Here is a 15,064-nt window from a genome sequence, read left to right as displayed (position 1 = left end):
AAACAGGATTTAACAGAGTGAACTTGAAAATTTACTTGGTAAGACATCCAAAGGGCAAAGATAATCGATAAGAAACCCGAGCCAAATGACAACCCGACAAAGGACGCGCCTCCTGAGGAACCTCGTGCCATGGAGACTGACGAATCTAGGATAAAGAGTGGTCTTGACAAGGTGTTTTGGCTGCGCGTCGGTCTTGGTATACTAGCTGGGACTATTTCTGCCATAATTGGAAGTACCATGTTGCATGCTCACGAAAGAGCATATACAGGATTAGGAATTGTAATCGTGTTATTCATTATATCCTACGGGATAGCAAAGTCACTAAGAGTTCCATTGCCCTCATCTGATAAGAGAAAACTTATCATGACAGGTATTGGAAGTTATTTTCTGATGTTTTTGGTTAGCTGGATTTTGGTATATACAATAATCAATCCATACATTAGCGTTGGAACAGTGCACTAGACAAGTGCTAAATATCTAAAATATCTTTTCACTTAGACTATATGTGGAAATATAGAACACCTGGCATTCCAGACGAACTATTTGAGCGAGCAGAAGAGGTTCCAATTACAAAAGAAGAGGTACGCGTAATCCAAATTAGTAAAGGCAGGCTTGAACAAGGCCAAGTCAGTATATGACATTGGGTGTGGAAGCGGATCTGTATCAGTAGAAGTAGCCTATCAGATAGGTACATCAGGAAAAGTTTTTGCAATAGACTTTGATCCAAAGGCAGTAGAACTTACCAAGAAAAATTTGTCCAAGTTTGGGATCTCAAACGTTGAAGTCATTTTAGGAAATGCAATGGAAAAAATTTCAGAGCTCCCTATGGCTGATGCCATATTTATCGGGGGGACAGGAGGCGAAACATCTGAAATTCTAAAACTATGTGAAGGTAAGATCAAGCAAGGAGGTAGAATAGTGATAGGTACCATTTTGATTGAGACCCTTTATTCCGTGCTTTCAACTATGGAAAAACTCAAGTTTTCATCTGTTGATATTACACAAGTTACAATATCCAAGAGCCGCAAGACATCTACTGGCACAATGATGCTTGCTAGAAATCCAGTCACTATAATCTCTGCAACAAGGATCTAACCTTTAATTAGGTAACAATGGCGATTTTTTTTATAAATGGCTGAATTGACATGCGTTGGCTGTGGCCCTGGAGATCCAGATCTTCTTACCGTAAAGGCAGTGAGGGCCATTCAAAGTGCTGACGTAATAATGTGTCCCACTTCAAAGGAAGGCAAAGAAAGCATTGCATATTCAATAATATCATCATTGGTTAACAATTCCAAAAAACCTGACGTTTTGAATCTTGTATTTCCTATGGTAAAGGACAGAGAGACTTTGGAAAATACTTGGGAAACCAATGCACGCATAATAGCTGATAAAGTAAAAGATGGAAAAAATGTCGTATATCTTACGGTGGGAGATCCGTCGTTATACAGTACATGGATTTACCTGCAACGTGAACTCAAGTCAAAATACCCTGAGATCAAGATAACAGTAATTCCTGGAATAGTATCCATGTTTGCTTTTGCATCCAAGGTGGGAATCAGCATAGCAGAAGGAGACGAAACAGTTGCCGTAATACCTGCATGCTATGACCTTTCCAGAGTAAAAGAGACTGCAAAGAACTGTGATACTATGATATTTCTAAAAGATGGCAGGTACTTTGATCAGGTTATCGTACTACTTCGAGAAGCTGGCTTTCCTGACAGCTCACTTTTTGCCATAGCACAAGACGTGGGCACAAACGAGGAGATTGTAAAGAAATTAACACTTGGCGAAGTTACAAAGGACACATTGACCAGCAAATATTTTTCAATCATGGTGGTAAAGCGTGCATAAAGTTTACTTTGTTGGCTGTGGCCCAGGTGATCCAGAACTCATCACTGTAAAGGCCAAAAAATTAATCCAGAAAGCCGATGTGGTAGTATATTCTGGTTCGCTAATCCCGCCTGAGATAGTCAAGCTCTGTAAAAGAGCAGAGTTACATGATGCTGCAAAACTAGTCAGAGAAGACATCTTCAAGATTCTACGGGATAACGCGGTGAAAGGAAAATTAGTTGTCAGACTACATGATGGTGATCCTTCAATTTATGGAGCAATACGAGAACAGACCGACAATCTCAAAAAGGAGGGAATAGAGTTTGAGGTTGTACCTGGGATAACCTCATTTCTTGCATCTGCTGCAGCATTGGGCTGCGAACTAACATTGCCCGGTGTTACGCAAACTATCATTGTAACTAGGGCAGAATCACGAACCAAAGTTCCAACAAGGGAGAAAATCTCAGAGCTTGCAAAGCATAAAGCTACCATGATATTCTATCTGAGTGTTCATCTCATATCAGACATTGTTAAGCAAGCCATCAAAGGGGGATATTCCAAGTCAACTCCTGTGGCAGCCTGTATATCGAGCAAGCTGGAGCGATGAAAAAATAATAAAAGGTACACTAGAAAACATTACAAAAAAAATCAGAGACGAAAAAATCACAAAAACTGCAATCATAATCATCGGAGATATCGTAAACCCCACACATTATGAATATTCTAAACTTTATGACAAAACTTTCAGTCATGGATATCGAAAAGCCAAAGTCATTTCATAGCGGAAATACTTTGTTTTTGATTCCAAATTTTTGTAATTTTTTTTGAAAAATAGCAGTATTGCCAGAGGCAAAGATCTTTAATTTGTGCGTACTCGATCTTTTATGATTTAGTAATGTTGCAACTTTATCTGCTACAGTATATGCCGGGTCAAGAAATGTTACATTGGGAAAGATCTCCTTTAACATTGGCAGAAGAAATGGGAGATGCGTACTAGATAAGGTGGCCACATCCACTCCTTCCTTTTGAATTGATTGCAGGCTTGTCCTAATCTTTTTTTTACAAAATTCTTTTTTTGAAGCAAACTTTCCTGATTCTACAAGCTCCACAAGTGGTGATGCGTTAATTTTAATCGCTTTGATTCCTTGGGGGATCCGTTTTTTAATGTAATTTTGTAATTCTTTACTTTCAACAACTGATTTGGTAGCAAGAATTGCTATTGAATTTGTATTTGTTTTTTTTACTGCATCTTCTAATGGTGGATAAATTCCAATAATTTTTGATTGTTTTTTTGGATTTAGTAAAAGTGAAGGAGTGTTTGAAGCAATAACTATCAGATCAGGTTCGAATTTTTCTTCCAATTTTTTAATGGTTGACTTGATAATTTTTCTTAATTTGCCAGTAGATTTTGTACCATATGGAAAACTATCCTGATCAGCAAAATAGATAATCTCAGTTCTGATCTTTTTTTGAATTGGTTTTATTATGGAAAGGGAACCAAGACCTGAATCAAATACTGCTATCCTTGACACAATTTCAAACAGGCTTTGCCAGATTTATTTTGTGAGCTTAATTTAGCCTAGAGTTGATGATAATATACACCGGCAATTAAGAACTAACTTTCAAACTAGCCACCATGACCGGCTTCGATAAGACCTGGACTCGTCCCGAGTCTGTAGGTTTAAGCGAAAAATTACGTGAAACTGTAAAACCACAGGGAGCACTCAAGCCTAGAATTGAGGGCGCTGTGAACAAATTACAGGGTCAAATATCGAAGATGGATTCTATGCTGACAAAGCTGAGACAAAGAGACGAACAGCTTTTCAAGCGAATCGTAACCGCCATGCAGCAGCATGATGCAAGCACAAGCAGAGTTCTATCAAATGAACTAGCTGAGATACGAAAGGTCACAAAGATGCTAGGAAACGCCAGAATGGCACTAGAGCAAGTACAATTACGTCTAACAACAATACACGACCTAGGAGACGCAATGGTAGCAATAGCTCCTGCAATGTCAACCATGAAGGGACTCAAATCATCCCTTGGAAGATTTATGCCAGAGGCAGATTCCGAACTGAACTCTATGACCCAGACACTCAATGGACTAATGATGGACTCACTAGCAGGAGGAGACTTTAACGTGGACTCCGATGTATCAAGCGAAGAAACAGACAAGATACTGCAAGAAGCATCAGCAGTTGCAGAACAACAGATTGGCGACAGATTCCCATCAGTTCCATCACCCTCCGGCGTATCGTCACAATCAACATACGAGTAGGGGAAACTCGGATGGGGAAATGGGCGAGAACGTCTTCTTTTTATCTTACAAAGAAATTTGGATTTTCTTTAACGTTTACGATTCATTTAGCGTGATCTAGAAATTTTCTAGCCTTTGCAAATACCATTGACCACTGTTTCCATGTCAAGCGTCCTGTCTGCGTGTTTTGCCTACTTGGATGATATGAGCATATTATTGTCAAATGTTGATGTGTAAATGATTTGCCATGGGAAAAATTAATGCCCTTTATCTGTAATAGCTTACAGCATGTATCAAATGCTATTCTCCCAAGACATACTATTACCTTGATCTCCTTTAGCAAGGAAAACTCTTCAATCAAATAGGGAAAACAGTTCTCAAATTCTTCTCTTGTAGGCTTGTTTTTTGGTGGTGCACACCTAACTGATGCCGTGATATACGCATCAACTAGTCTGAAATTATCATCTGCTCTAACACTTGTTGGTTGAGAAGCAAAGCCATTTTCATAAAGAACTTTGGCAACCCAATCGCCAGAACTGTCTCCAGTAAACATCCTTCCCGTCCTGTTGCCACCATGGGCAGCCGGGGCAAGGCCAATGATGAATAATCGTGCCTGAAAATCGCCAAAACCTGTAAGAGGCCTTCCCCAATATCTCTCATTACTGAACCGTTTTACCTTTTCATCCGCAACTTTTCTGATATAAGATGCAAGTCCTAGGGACACTTTCTACATTTTATTATACTAGAATTCATGCTTTGAAGTGATCTCATAAAAAACTCAGCTCATGGCAAATCTAGATCTTGTAAAGTATAGGACAATTGATAGTGCAACTGGAAGTATAATTGCAGGCAATGGAAATTCTGGAAGCGATTTATCTGGTGAGATCATCGTTCCCCACTGGCTTGGGCTTGGAATATCTAGAGGACCAACTGAGCCAATATCCGTGGATATGAATAAACCATGTTAGAATGGGAATCATAAACTCCGACATAAATGCCGTAAATATCTGATCTTCCAACAAAATCAATGGGAATTCTAAATTCATATGTTGAATGTGGAGTAGGAGTGTATCTATCGTTTTGATCTGAAATGCCACCAATTGCAATAAAACCATCAGGATTTGGAATTATCTTGTAATGACTTGTTATCTCCAAAGGAGATCCGCCTTGCAACACAAAAGAGTTTTTACCATTTAGGACTGAAATGAAACAATAATAGCTAGAGTCAGGTACCTGCATTTTGGTATCATTTGCATCAAGACAGATAACTGCTCTATCCGAGTTTTTAACAAAATTAGTTTGAGTCAATGCATCTATCATAAAATATAGATAATTGTCTTGATGGGCTGATCTTAGTTCTATTCTTGTAGTGTCATTGTATACAAGGTCGTTAAGACTTGATTCCTTCCATTCTGTATAAAATGTCCATTTGCCGTCAAAGATTACCTGATTTAGGGTGCCAGTCTTTGTAATCAGTACCTGATCGTCTGCAAACGCATTTGGTAAATTCTCAAAAAAAATAAAAACTACGACAAAAGAGAGACTCAAAATAATGTAAAAACTATTGTAACCTTTTCTAAAACATTCTATCATAAAGTCATTTTCAATAATAATGATAAAAGTATTCGTTCAATTGCTACTGGCTTTCAATTAATGTTTATATCAAAAAAGAGAGACTAGAGGAGGGATCTTAAAATTTGAACAAGAAATCTATTATAGGACTTGGGATTGGAATTGCAGTAGCTCTTGCGATATTAGCAGTTCTTTCTAGTTCCACTTTGGCACCAAATACTGGTACAGCGCCATCCAATTCAACCTCGGGAGTACCATCACCCATTCCTACAAATCCGTCCCTTTCCACTCCTACTACCATAAAGAAGAGCTATACCGTTGAATTGAATGAAAGTGTTGGCATAGCTGCAAAGTAATGCCAAATTGGTCATTGTTGTCAATGATATTTTCCATGACGTTTAATACTATCAGACCAACATTGGAAACAAATGCAGCGCTATACAACCATAGCACTATTCAGCGCTATTGTGCTTTCAGTGAGTATTCTAGGGGTCTACGGATTCACTTCAGTACCTTCCACACTGAAAGTACAATCAGACACACAAAACATAGGTGCTGTTCCCTTACTGGGACATGTAACCTTGACCGTAACGGATCCACAAGGAAATATACTGACATATCACCAAGGAGATAACATCGTGGTAAACCAAGCAGAAGACTGTTTGTCCAAGAAAATATTTGGAATTGCTAGCAACATATGCCCAACTGGTGGTGCAGTATATAGTGTGATTGGACTTGGTAATCAAACCAGTCCTCCTGCTGTAGCAAAGACAGACACAGCTCTAGATCATGAAATCACAAACCAAGCTGGCCTGACAAGACTGGCAGCTTCAACACTGACTGAGACTGATGCAACAAGCGGAGCACCTGTATCCGATGTGTTACAGGCACAATTCACAGACAGCTCATCCAGTGCAGCTACTATAACTGAAGCAGGTCTGTTCAACAGTACAGCAATTAGTGCTGTAGGGATGTTTGCTCATCAGACATTTTCTGGTGTGACTCTCAATTCCGGAGATTCGTTGACAGTAAAGTGGACAGTAACAATGGGAACATAGACCATGTCCATTTTTTTGAAAGGGGACAGCTAAAGAGCATAACTGTAGGAGACCAAATTTACAGAGTAAGATATTCTGGTCCTGATGATTCCATTGAAAGATTCTCCATAACATCAGTAGATCCAATAGTTGGCCAGTGGAAGGTAGAGATTGACTCGACTCAGGGATTCATTCCACAAGTAAGTGCGATGAATGATGTTGTCATGAAGGTAACATACAGGCCAATTGAAACGCCATTTTTGACTCAACAATAGTTGGGCAAAATTTGATTATTGTACAATTCAAGGAAATCCAGTTTCTCTGGCAAGATGCGAATCTAGATCCGAGATCTTTATTCTTTCCTGGGCCATCGAGTCTCGCATCCTAATTGTTACGGTATCGTCCTGCAAGGTCTGGTGATCAATTGTTACTGCAAAGGGTGCGCCCACTTCGTCAAGCCTTCTGTATCGTCTTCCTATTGCGCCTGAATGATCCAAGAACGCGTCATATTTTGTTTTAATCTTTGAGAAGACTTCTTCTGTTTTTTCTGCAAGGCCATCTTTTTTCATAAGAGAAAGTACTCCTACATGTATTGGAGCAAGATATGGTTTTAGGGAAAGTACGACCCTGTCATTTTCCTTGTCTTCTCTCAAGCTGTGCTCCAAAATAGTATACAGGCTGCGGTCTATTCCCATGGATAACTCAAAAACATGAGGCAAAACCTTGACTTCATTGTCTAGCACCTCAAACTTTTCCTTGCTTACGTTTCCATGGCTCTTAAGATCATAATCAGACCTATAGTTACATGCAACAAGCTCAAGCCAGCCAATGGTAGTCTCTACTTCAAAGTCAAAGGCAACTGATGCATAAAATGCCTTTTCCTTGTCACCTAGTTTTCGAAACCTGCTTTTGCCAACATCAATTCCTGTCTTTTGATAAAATTCTACCAAGAGCGCCAAGTAATATGCAACAAGCTTGTTGGGCACCATGCCAGACTCTAGTGCCTCCTTGCATGTTACTGGTTTGATAGTATTATCATCAACCATTAATCTGATTACGGTATTTTCTATCTCTGAGAATCCATCCATCTCGTTTAGCTTGTTGGGATTGCAAAAGACCTCGATCTCTGCCTGGTAGAACTCTCTTAACCGAAGCAAGCTTTGTCGCGGCGAGATCTCGTTTCTAAAACTCTTTCCAATCTGTGCAACTCCAATAGGAAGTCTTCCTCGCATTGTCTTGTAAAGCCTTGGAAAGTCAACGAAAATAGATTGGCATGTCTCTGGCCTAAGATATGCCGGCTCGCTTTGCGGACCTATTCCCACCTTGAACATCATGTTGAATTTTTTTGCGTTATCAAAACTTCCCTTGCATTTGGGACACTTTACATTTTTTTCTAATATTGTCTTGTCAAACTGTTCCAAGTCTGCACTCTCTGGAACAACTATGGAAGTAATCTCTGCAATTAGCTTGTCTGCCCTGAAAATGGATTTGCATTTTTGGCAAGTTATTACTGGATCGGCAAAACTGGATAAATGGCCTGATGCAGTAAATACCGACTGGGACATTATCTGTGAGCCGTCAATCTCCCACATCCTGTCACGCCTGACAAGCTCGCGCCTCCACAAATCCATGAACTTGTTCTTTAGGCTGACACCTGATGGGCCATACTCCCAAAATCCTGCCGGGGCATCTGCATAAATCTCACAGCTTGGAAAGTAAAATCCTCTTTCAAGTGCAAGTTGTATTATTTGCTCATAATTCATGATATCGCCCACGGCACCTAGATCTCAGGCCAGTTCCTTAACTTTTTTAAGGTTACCAACATCGTCCCGCCTCTCATCTATGGGAGTCTCCAAAATCATAGGAATTTTTTTTAAATTTATTGTTTTTATAACATATGAAAGTCCCTTCTCGCCAATCTGGCCCAGGCCAATGTGTTCATGCCTGTCTAGGTTTGACCCAAGTTCGCCCTTTGAGTCATTTAGGTGCAGTATCTTTAGGTGCTCAAACCCTATTGTCTTGTGAAACCTGGCAAATGTATCTGCTGCGCTTTTTTCTGTTCTAAGATCATGGCCTGCCGCAAATGCATGACACGTATCAATGCACACTCCAAAACGCTTGGCAGGCTTTAGCTGTTCCAGTATGGTGCCAAGCTGCTCAAAATCAGAACCCACACTATTTTTCTGTCCAGCAGTATTTTCAAGTAGAATGGTAACGTCGTCTTTAGTGTCATCAGCTGCTTTTGTAAATGCCTTGATCAATTTTTCAATCCCTTTCTTATCTCCTGCACCTTTGTGGCTTCCAAGATGTGCCACAATATATGGAATGCCAAGTTTGCTGCATCTTTTTATCTCATCTATTAGGGAGCCAAGCGACCTTGCAAATGGATCGTCCTCTGGTGATGAAAGGTTTGGCAGATACGGCATGTGGGCAACAGTGGCCAATCTGTCTATCTTGCTTGCAGCAAGTTTTTCCTTAAAATTGGTAACGTCTCCAGACTCCAAGGGCTTTGCTGCCCAGCCTCGTGGATTGCGAGTAAATATCTGAAATGCTGTACAGCCCATTGCTACTGCATTGTCTACAGCGCGGTCAATGGAACCAGAGATGGACACGTGCATCCCGACTTGCATGTCAGTGGTTCATTTGAGCATAATTTAAGTTGCTGTGTATTTTGTTGCGACCCATCTCTTCTGAAATTATACCAAAACACAATCAAATTTTTAAGTCGTGCAAAATCAAGATAGATGTGTTACAGCCAGGAATAATGGATCTTGCCAAGTATCCCTTTCTTGCAGAAGCAGGAGAATATCTGCGCGACAAGGGATTCAATCTGGAACAGCTGGGCCATCCAGACTGGGAACCGCTGGTGGAAAAAGCATATGGCAGAATTGTAGTTGCCTCATCAGGACAGGTCTATGGTTCCGATATGGAAAGGCTTGAAAATCCAGACATGGAAATACTTTCTTTTATTGTGGCAGTCATACTGCTAAAGGCTGCAGGAATTCATACTCTGACAAGAAGGTTTTCTCTTGCAGAAGCAAGAAGAGCAGAGCGATATCTGCAACAGGATCTCTGGTCAAACAAGGACAAGAAGAACCTTGAACTTCCCTTGAAAATTATTCAAGAGTTGTTTGCAGTTCAGGTCGCTGTGGAAAATGAGGAGTTTGTGATTAAAGTTGGCGATTACCTGCAAAGGGCAGTACATTTTCACGAAAAGGAATGGAAACTGGTAAACAGAAGAGTAACACGAGGGCTTGTTTATCTTACAGCACATGAGACTGTCAGGCTTATTCGTACAGAACTTGGCCAATATATCAATGCAAAAATTCAATCAATAACGCTACCGTCAATTCCTGACACATTCAAGGCTCGCGTGCAAGATCTGGTTCAGCTTGCAACCAAATTTTCTGATGCTGTGGTGGTGTCATCCGACTATCCTCCATGTGTCAAACATGCAATCGAGGTGCTCGAAAAGGGGGAAAACCTACCGCACTCGGGAAGATTCTTGCTTGCCACATATCTTCTTGCAAGGGGTCAGACAACTGATCAGATAGCTCCACTTTTTAAAAATGCGCCAGACTATAATGAACGCGTAACTAGATACCAACTCGAACACATATCTGGAGCTTCAGGCAAAGGCACAAAATACCAGTGTCCCTCTTGTGATAAACTCCGAAGCGAGAACCTGTGTTTTGCAATTCCTGATTGTGATGGAATAATAAATCCAATCCAATTTGGCAAAAAGAGGAAGAACTAATGCTTGAAAAAGATGTTATCCTTGTAGAAAATGCAATCAAGGAATATTATTTTAATCACTTTGATCTGGTAAACATTCCGCCAAAACTTACCCAAAGGGAATTTGGTTATCAAAAAATAAACGGCGGCATGATACGACACATTGCAATAAGGGACAGCAAGGACTTGCATCTTCTCATGATGAAAGAGACTCCGTCTGACGTATACTGCTCAAATGCATACTATTCTTTTCCAAGCATGCCAATGTCAGAAAAGGACTGGAAGGGAGCTGACCTCATCTTTGATATTGACGCAAAGGACCTGGCGCTGTCCTGCAGAAATGATCACTCTGTCTTCAAGTGCAGCTCATGCCATGGTACCACACTAGGAAAACAATCTGCCTGTCCCCAGTGTGGGTCGACCAAGTTTGAGATTGTGTCAGTTGCCTGCAAGAACTGTATTGGAGAATCAAAAAAGGAAGTTAAAAAACTGCTGAAAATGCTTGACCAAGATCTTGATATCAAAAATGAGGAAACTGAAGTATATTTTTCAGGAAACGAGGGGTTTCACATCAAAGCCATAAACAATAATTATGAAATGTTGGGCTCGCAAGAAAGATCTGATCTTGTGGACTATTTGATGTTCAATGGTGCAATGCCTGAAACATTTGGGATGAAAAAACAGTACAACTCCAAGTCCACCTTGCCAGAGATGGGTGAGGCAGGATGGAAAGGAAGGGTAGCTACCAGTCTATTTGGTTCAAAATCAAAGGTGCCCAAAGTCACAAGACAAATAATATCAGATGGGTATCTTGCATTTCAGGCAAAACTTGACGAGGTGCGTCAAACAATGGGAGTAAAGGTGGATCCCAAAGTAACTATGGATATACACAGAATTTTCAGGCTTGAAGGCTCGATGAACAGCAAGAGCGGCCTGTCAAAAATCCAGTGCAAAAATCTAGATGACTTTGATCCCTTTTTGGATGCATGTCTACTTGGAGAAGAGCAGGTAGACATTGTCGCCAACTGTCCTGTAGTGATAAAGTTGAAGAACAAAAAATATGGTCCATATGCAAATGAGAGAGACTCTGTGCCAAAATACGCTGCCTGTGTATATGATATGCAAGGGATTAGCTAGTGCGGTCTGAGAAAATTGTGACTTGACTTATTAATAGTTGCCAGGGAACTGAAAATAGGTAGAAATTAATTTGATAGACAGGAAGGTAGCATAATTTTGTATAGCTCATCGACTCAATCCAACCCACCTCCGCGTGATGCCAGTAGGTACATCAGGCTTGGAATTGTAGCCATAATTGCAATTGTAATTTTTGTGATGGGCAGCAACCAAGCTGTCATCCTGTACATGAATTTCCAGGAGTTTGGCACGCTCTTTACAAAGCCTCTGTACTTTTCACTTGTCTCTGCACTTGTTTTATCATCAATAGCACTTATCAGGGTAAACATCAAGAACCGATCTTCTATTTCCTGGTACTCTCTTAACGTTGCCCTAACATTTCTCAAAAGGGGAAATTATTCTGGGGTAGAAAACATTCCAAGTTTTAAGGAATACAAGCTGAGCATTCCAAACTTTGTAATCTGGCAGATAACAAAGGTCCTGCTCTTTGGGGCATTCTTTACAAATCTTATTTTTGGTTTTGCCTTGATCTATCTTTTGCAAGGAAATGATCTTGGAATACAAAATGTCTGGAATATCTTTTCTCTTCCCTTTAACACTCCTGCACTAGATCCTACTTATTCAGTAACCCAGGTAGTGCCGATGATTCCTGCACTGACAGTACTGGTACCGTCGCTGCTAGCTGTTGTTGGCCTGCGACTTGTGCTGTATCGTCGGACTTCATAATATTGTAAGAATAATCACAAGCTACATTCAGGATGCAGCAAAAGGCAAGCCAAAGTTTCTTGATTATGTATCCACCATTGAGGGAATAATCGGAGTTGGAGTAATATGGGCTGCAATCAACATGTTCTTCACAGACCAGATAGACTATAACACAAAATACCAGATTGCCGGAACCTTTGCTGCAGGCTTTGCACTCATTGCATTTTATTTCATTGACAAGTTCAAGTCAAAGGTAATCATTCATCCGTCAAAACGCGACATCTACATCCGCATACTTACCTTGGTAATAATAGCAATAATTGCAGGCTCGATAATGGTTATAAACAACAGCATAGCTGATGCAAAAAAGATAGAGTATCTTGGGCCATACAAGGCACAACAGATTGGAATAAACAGGTATCTGGGCCAGCTAGACCAAATATCTATTATTCCCCATACCGTGAGTCTCACGCCTGTTCCTCCGGATCAGATAGGGGACTATGTAGCTGCCAACAATGACGTGTTAAGCAAGGTTAGGGTATGGGACTGGGATGCAGCATTTGCAAAATTAAAGCCAGAAATTGGACTGATACCATATGTTGACTTTGAAGACAACGACATACTGAGATTCAATGATACGCTATACTGGACTGCATCGATGAAGCCAATATTGCCGTCATCGGTTAGTGCAGAAAACGTTTGGTACAACCAACACTTTGTCTACACCCATGTGGACAATGGATTTCTAACACTTGACGCACATAATGGAACAATAGTTGACAGCAGCCATTTTTTCAAGCAGAGAGTAATCTACTATGGAGAAGGTGGACTCTTTACTGATACCTGGGCTGCATATCCTGTAGGAAGAACTACAACGGCTGAGCTAAACAACGCCTCTTATTCAGGAACTGGAGGACTAAATGTCGCCCCTCCTGCAAGCCAGCTCTTTGAGCCAAACTTTTTCCTGTCATATCCAACGCAGCCAATTCACATCATGCGATACAGAGACATTCATGACAGAATGCAGTTACTATACCCATATTTCCAGTATGACTTGTTTGGAAAACAGGTAAGCTCGCTACCTGTTGTTGACGGAAACAAGACCTACTGGCTTATGCCATTGATAGTAGGATTTGACACGAAGAATGTACCGTGGTCTGTCAGCAATCCATATCTAAGACTGGTAGGCTATGCACTAATTGATACATACAATGGAAATGTTACTCTGATAAAAACTGGAGATGATTTCTTTACAAACATGTTCTACAGTCCAATACAAGGACAAGTTCATTACCATGCCATCGTGGCTCAACAAGCAACTTAGGTATCCAGAGGAGCTCTTTGACTGGAAAGTGGACATGTTCAACATTTACCACGTTACAGATACTTCGACATTCATCCAGGCAAACAACTTTTACGAGGTGCCAGATGGTGTTTCAACTTATTATGTAGAGGCAAAACCGCCGGGATTTGACAAGCCGACATATCTTGGATTGCTATCGCTAGAACTTCAAGGGTCTGCAGGCAGAAACTTGGCAGGATTTATGACAGTTCAGAATGATATGCCAAACCTTGGAAAGATGCAATTTAACCAAGTTCCACTCAATTCTAGTACCAAACTACTTGGGCCATCCTCTGTAAGCGAGGCACTTGACAAGGACTCGGATTTCAGGCAGCTTAGGACATTGCTTCAAAGCCCTAGGCTAGGGGACAATATTTTGTACAGGGTGGGAAGCCACGACGTCTACTTTATCCCTGTATATACTGCAGGCTCTGGCGGAGTAGTATCACAAATTGCAACAATTGCAGCAGTCGGAGCTGCATTTGACGGAGAATACTTTGTGGGATTAGGAAATACTCCACAAGAGGCATTTGCCGCATATCTTGCAAAGCTTAGCGGTGTTACATCATCAAATGTAACAGCCACACTGACACTTGACGAGTCATCAAGAGTATCTGCAATAAAATCAATACTTTCAGATGACAAGATTACAGTAGTAACTCCTACAACAGTACAGCTACCGCTTACTTTTGAGGAGGGCCAAACTTCATTCCAGCAACCAACCGATCTTGATAACGCAAAGACTCTGATCTCAGGGTTTGTCAAGAACTTTGTATCGCAGGGAGGCAACAGAATTATTCTGTGGCAAGCAAACAACACGATAAACCTGGGCACCATCATAGTTGTCAATAACGTGCCAGAGCTGCACTATATCTCAATAGGGGTAGGATAGTTGCTACTGGTTGTAGACAACGGCTCTGTCTACACAAACTCCATCATAGAGTGTCTCAAAGAAATAAAAGCAAACTACAGACATGTCTTGTTTGATAAAATAACAGAGTCAGACATTGAGGGCTCGCGCTCAATTGTACTGTCTGGAAGGAGGCAAAATGATCCCATGATGAATGCCACCAACTCTAAATTGATACGATACTGCCTTGCAAAGAAAAAATCTCTTCTTGGAATATGTTATGGTGCGGAAATTCTTGCAATCACGCTGGGGGGGACAATAAAAAAGATGGCAGAGCCGCGACATGGTATACATGAAATCAGTGTAACACAAGACAATCCCTTGTGCAAAGGAAAAATGCAGGCATTTGAAAGCCACTCGTACAAGATTGCTACACTTGATCCGTCATTTATCGTGCTGGCAAGCTCAGACGCTTGCAGATTTGAAATTTTTCGATATGGCAGTGAAAATATCTTTGGAACCCAATTTCATCCCGAGATGAGTGATGACGGAAAGAATCTGCTGAAAAATTTTGTATCTATAAAATAGGGTTAATAACA

Annotated in this window: 18 protein-coding genes and 2 pseudogenes; 15 read left to right on the top strand and 5 right to left on the bottom strand. The window is 40.7% G+C overall.

Annotated features, from left to right (window positions below):
* Positions 1–129: 129 nt before the first annotated feature.
* From DYY67_RS07810 to cobM, 4 genes and pseudogenes are all read left to right on the top strand, one after another.
* Positions 130–462 (top strand): hypothetical protein, encoded by a 333-nt coding sequence (locus DYY67_RS07810; RefSeq protein ID WP_166392232.1) that lies wholly within the window; start codon positions 130–132, stop codon positions 460–462.
* Positions 463–503: 41 nt separating this feature from the next.
* Positions 504–1,095: pseudogene (gene cbiT, locus DYY67_RS07805) on the top strand (precorrin-6Y C5,15-methyltransferase (decarboxylating) subunit CbiT).
* A 36-nt stretch (positions 1,096–1,131) separates the two neighbouring features.
* Positions 1,132–1,854, top strand: a complete 723-nt coding sequence (gene cobI / locus DYY67_RS07800; RefSeq protein ID WP_166392231.1) for a precorrin-2 C(20)-methyltransferase — start codon at positions 1,132–1,134, stop codon at positions 1,852–1,854.
* Positions 1,847–2,615: pseudogene (gene cobM, locus DYY67_RS07795) on the top strand (precorrin-4 C(11)-methyltransferase). Before cobI ends, cobM begins: the two are co-directional and overlap by 8 nt.
* Here the strand turns inward: cobM and DYY67_RS07790 are convergent.
* Positions 2,610–3,365: a glutamate racemase gene (locus tag DYY67_RS07790; protein WP_166392230.1), complete on the bottom strand. Its 756-nt coding sequence runs from the start codon at positions 3,363–3,365 to the stop codon at positions 2,610–2,612. The pseudogene cobM and the gene DYY67_RS07790 sit on opposite strands and share 6 nt — an antisense overlap.
* Before the next feature lie 104 nt (positions 3,366–3,469).
* Here DYY67_RS07790 and DYY67_RS07785 point away from each other — a divergent pair, with 104 nt between their 5' ends.
* A complete protein-coding gene (locus DYY67_RS07785) occupies positions 3,470–4,111 on the top strand; it encodes a Snf7 family protein (RefSeq protein ID WP_166392229.1) in 642 nt (213 codons plus the stop codon).
* An 82-nt stretch (positions 4,112–4,193) separates the two neighbouring features.
* Here DYY67_RS07785 and DYY67_RS07780 read toward each other — a convergent pair whose 3' ends face one another.
* Positions 4,194–4,814 (bottom strand): uracil-DNA glycosylase, encoded by a 621-nt coding sequence (locus DYY67_RS07780; RefSeq protein ID WP_320416012.1) that lies wholly within the window; start codon positions 4,812–4,814, stop codon positions 4,194–4,196.
* Positions 4,815–4,875: 61 nt separating this feature from the next.
* Between DYY67_RS07780 and DYY67_RS07775 the strand changes: the two genes are divergently transcribed.
* The gene (locus DYY67_RS07775) at positions 4,876–5,058 is read left to right on the top strand and encodes a hypothetical protein (protein WP_166392227.1); all 183 of its coding nucleotides are present in this window, start codon (positions 4,876–4,878) and stop codon (positions 5,056–5,058) included.
* Here the strand turns inward: DYY67_RS07775 and DYY67_RS07770 are convergent.
* Entirely contained in the window at positions 5,009–5,683 is a 675-nt protein-coding gene (locus DYY67_RS07770; protein ID WP_218584706.1) for a hypothetical protein, read from the bottom strand. The genes DYY67_RS07775 and DYY67_RS07770 overlap by 50 nt on opposite strands.
* A 104-nt stretch (positions 5,684–5,787) precedes the next feature.
* Here DYY67_RS07770 and DYY67_RS07765 point away from each other — a divergent pair, with 104 nt between their 5' ends.
* The 3 genes from DYY67_RS07765 (at position 5,788) to DYY67_RS07755 (ending at position 6,974) form a co-directional block, all read left to right on the top strand.
* Positions 5,788–6,018, top strand: a complete 231-nt coding sequence (locus DYY67_RS07765) for a hypothetical protein (protein WP_166392222.1) — start codon at positions 5,788–5,790, stop codon at positions 6,016–6,018.
* 72 nt (positions 6,019–6,090) lie between these two features.
* A complete protein-coding gene (locus tag DYY67_RS07760; protein ID WP_166392220.1) occupies positions 6,091–6,720 on the top strand; it encodes a hypothetical protein in 630 nt (209 codons plus the stop codon).
* Positions 6,696–6,974 (top strand): hypothetical protein, encoded by a 279-nt coding sequence (locus DYY67_RS07755; protein ID WP_166392218.1) that lies wholly within the window; start codon positions 6,696–6,698, stop codon positions 6,972–6,974. The genes DYY67_RS07760 and DYY67_RS07755 overlap by 25 nt, the downstream gene beginning before the upstream one ends.
* A gap of 27 nt (positions 6,975–7,001) precedes the next feature.
* Here the strand turns inward: DYY67_RS07755 and glyS are convergent, their stop codons facing one another.
* Complete coding sequence (gene glyS / locus DYY67_RS07750; RefSeq protein ID WP_166392216.1) at positions 7,002–8,462, bottom strand: glycine--tRNA ligase; 1,461 nt, start codon at positions 8,460–8,462, stop codon at positions 7,002–7,004.
* 24 nt (positions 8,463–8,486) lie between these two features.
* The gene (locus DYY67_RS07745) at positions 8,487–9,329 is read right to left on the bottom strand and encodes a deoxyribonuclease IV (RefSeq protein WP_166392214.1); all 843 of its coding nucleotides are present in this window, start codon (positions 9,327–9,329) and stop codon (positions 8,487–8,489) included.
* A gap of 116 nt (positions 9,330–9,445) precedes the next feature.
* On the opposite strand from DYY67_RS07745, the gene DYY67_RS07740 reads away from it, so the two are divergent.
* The 6 genes from DYY67_RS07740 (at position 9,446) to DYY67_RS07725 (ending at position 15,053) form a co-directional block, all read left to right on the top strand.
* Complete coding sequence (locus tag DYY67_RS07740; protein WP_320416011.1) at positions 9,446–10,456, top strand: DNA primase; 1,011 nt, start codon at positions 9,446–9,448, stop codon at positions 10,454–10,456.
* Complete coding sequence (locus tag DYY67_RS07735) at positions 10,456–11,571, top strand: DNA primase small subunit domain-containing protein (RefSeq protein ID WP_320416010.1); 1,116 nt, start codon at positions 10,456–10,458, stop codon at positions 11,569–11,571. Before DYY67_RS07740 ends, DYY67_RS07735 begins: the two co-directional genes overlap by 1 nt.
* 96 nt (positions 11,572–11,667) lie before the next feature.
* Positions 11,668–12,294, top strand: coding sequence for a hypothetical protein (locus tag DYY67_RS11650; RefSeq protein WP_320416009.1), 627 nt, complete (start codon positions 11,668–11,670; stop codon positions 12,292–12,294).
* Positions 12,269–13,597 (top strand): UPF0182 family protein, encoded by a 1,329-nt coding sequence (locus DYY67_RS11645; RefSeq protein WP_320416008.1) that lies wholly within the window; start codon positions 12,269–12,271, stop codon positions 13,595–13,597. The genes DYY67_RS11650 and DYY67_RS11645 overlap by 26 nt, the downstream gene beginning before the upstream one ends.
* Positions 13,569–14,507 (top strand): UPF0182 family protein, encoded by a 939-nt coding sequence (locus DYY67_RS11640; protein ID WP_320416007.1) that lies wholly within the window; start codon positions 13,569–13,571, stop codon positions 14,505–14,507. Before DYY67_RS11645 ends, DYY67_RS11640 begins: the two co-directional genes overlap by 29 nt.
* A complete protein-coding gene (locus tag DYY67_RS07725; protein ID WP_166392210.1) occupies positions 14,508–15,053 on the top strand; it encodes a type 1 glutamine amidotransferase in 546 nt (181 codons plus the stop codon).
* The last annotated feature ends 11 nt before the right edge of the window (positions 15,054–15,064 follow it).

Origin of the sequence: Candidatus Nitrosotalea sp. TS (genome assembly GCF_011319465.1) — an archaeon.
GTDB lineage: Archaea > Thermoproteota > Nitrososphaeria > Nitrososphaerales > Nitrosopumilaceae > Nitrosotalea.
This window is presented reverse-complemented; position numbering and strand designations above follow the sequence as displayed.

Bases quoted from the DNA above. Each gene is read 5' to 3' on its own strand.
- DYY67_RS07810 (WP_166392232.1), top strand. From the start codon at position 130: ATGGAGACTGACGAATCTAGGATAAAGAGTGGTCTTGACAAGGTGTTT.
- cobI (WP_166392231.1), top strand. From the start codon at position 1,132: ATGGCTGAATTGACATGCGTTGGCTGTGGCCCTGGAGATCCAGATCTT.
- DYY67_RS07785 (WP_166392229.1), top strand. From the start codon at position 3,470: ATGACCGGCTTCGATAAGACCTGGACTCGTCCCGAGTCTGTAGGTTTA.
- DYY67_RS07775 (WP_166392227.1), top strand. From the start codon at position 4,876: ATGGCAAATCTAGATCTTGTAAAGTATAGGACAATTGATAGTGCAACT.
- DYY67_RS07770 (WP_218584706.1), bottom strand. From the start codon at position 5,683: ATGATAGAATGTTTTAGAAAAGGTTACAATAGTTTTTACATTATTTTG.
- DYY67_RS07760 (WP_166392220.1), top strand. From the start codon at position 6,091: ATGCAGCGCTATACAACCATAGCACTATTCAGCGCTATTGTGCTTTCA.
- glyS (WP_166392216.1), bottom strand. From the start codon at position 8,462: ATGAATTATGAGCAAATAATACAACTTGCACTTGAAAGAGGATTTTAC.
- DYY67_RS07745 (WP_166392214.1), bottom strand. From the start codon at position 9,329: ATGCAAGTCGGGATGCACGTGTCCATCTCTGGTTCCATTGACCGCGCT.
- DYY67_RS07735 (WP_320416010.1), top strand. From the start codon at position 10,456: ATGCTTGAAAAAGATGTTATCCTTGTAGAAAATGCAATCAAGGAATAT.
- DYY67_RS11640 (WP_320416007.1), top strand. From the start codon at position 13,569: ATGCCATCGTGGCTCAACAAGCAACTTAGGTATCCAGAGGAGCTCTTT.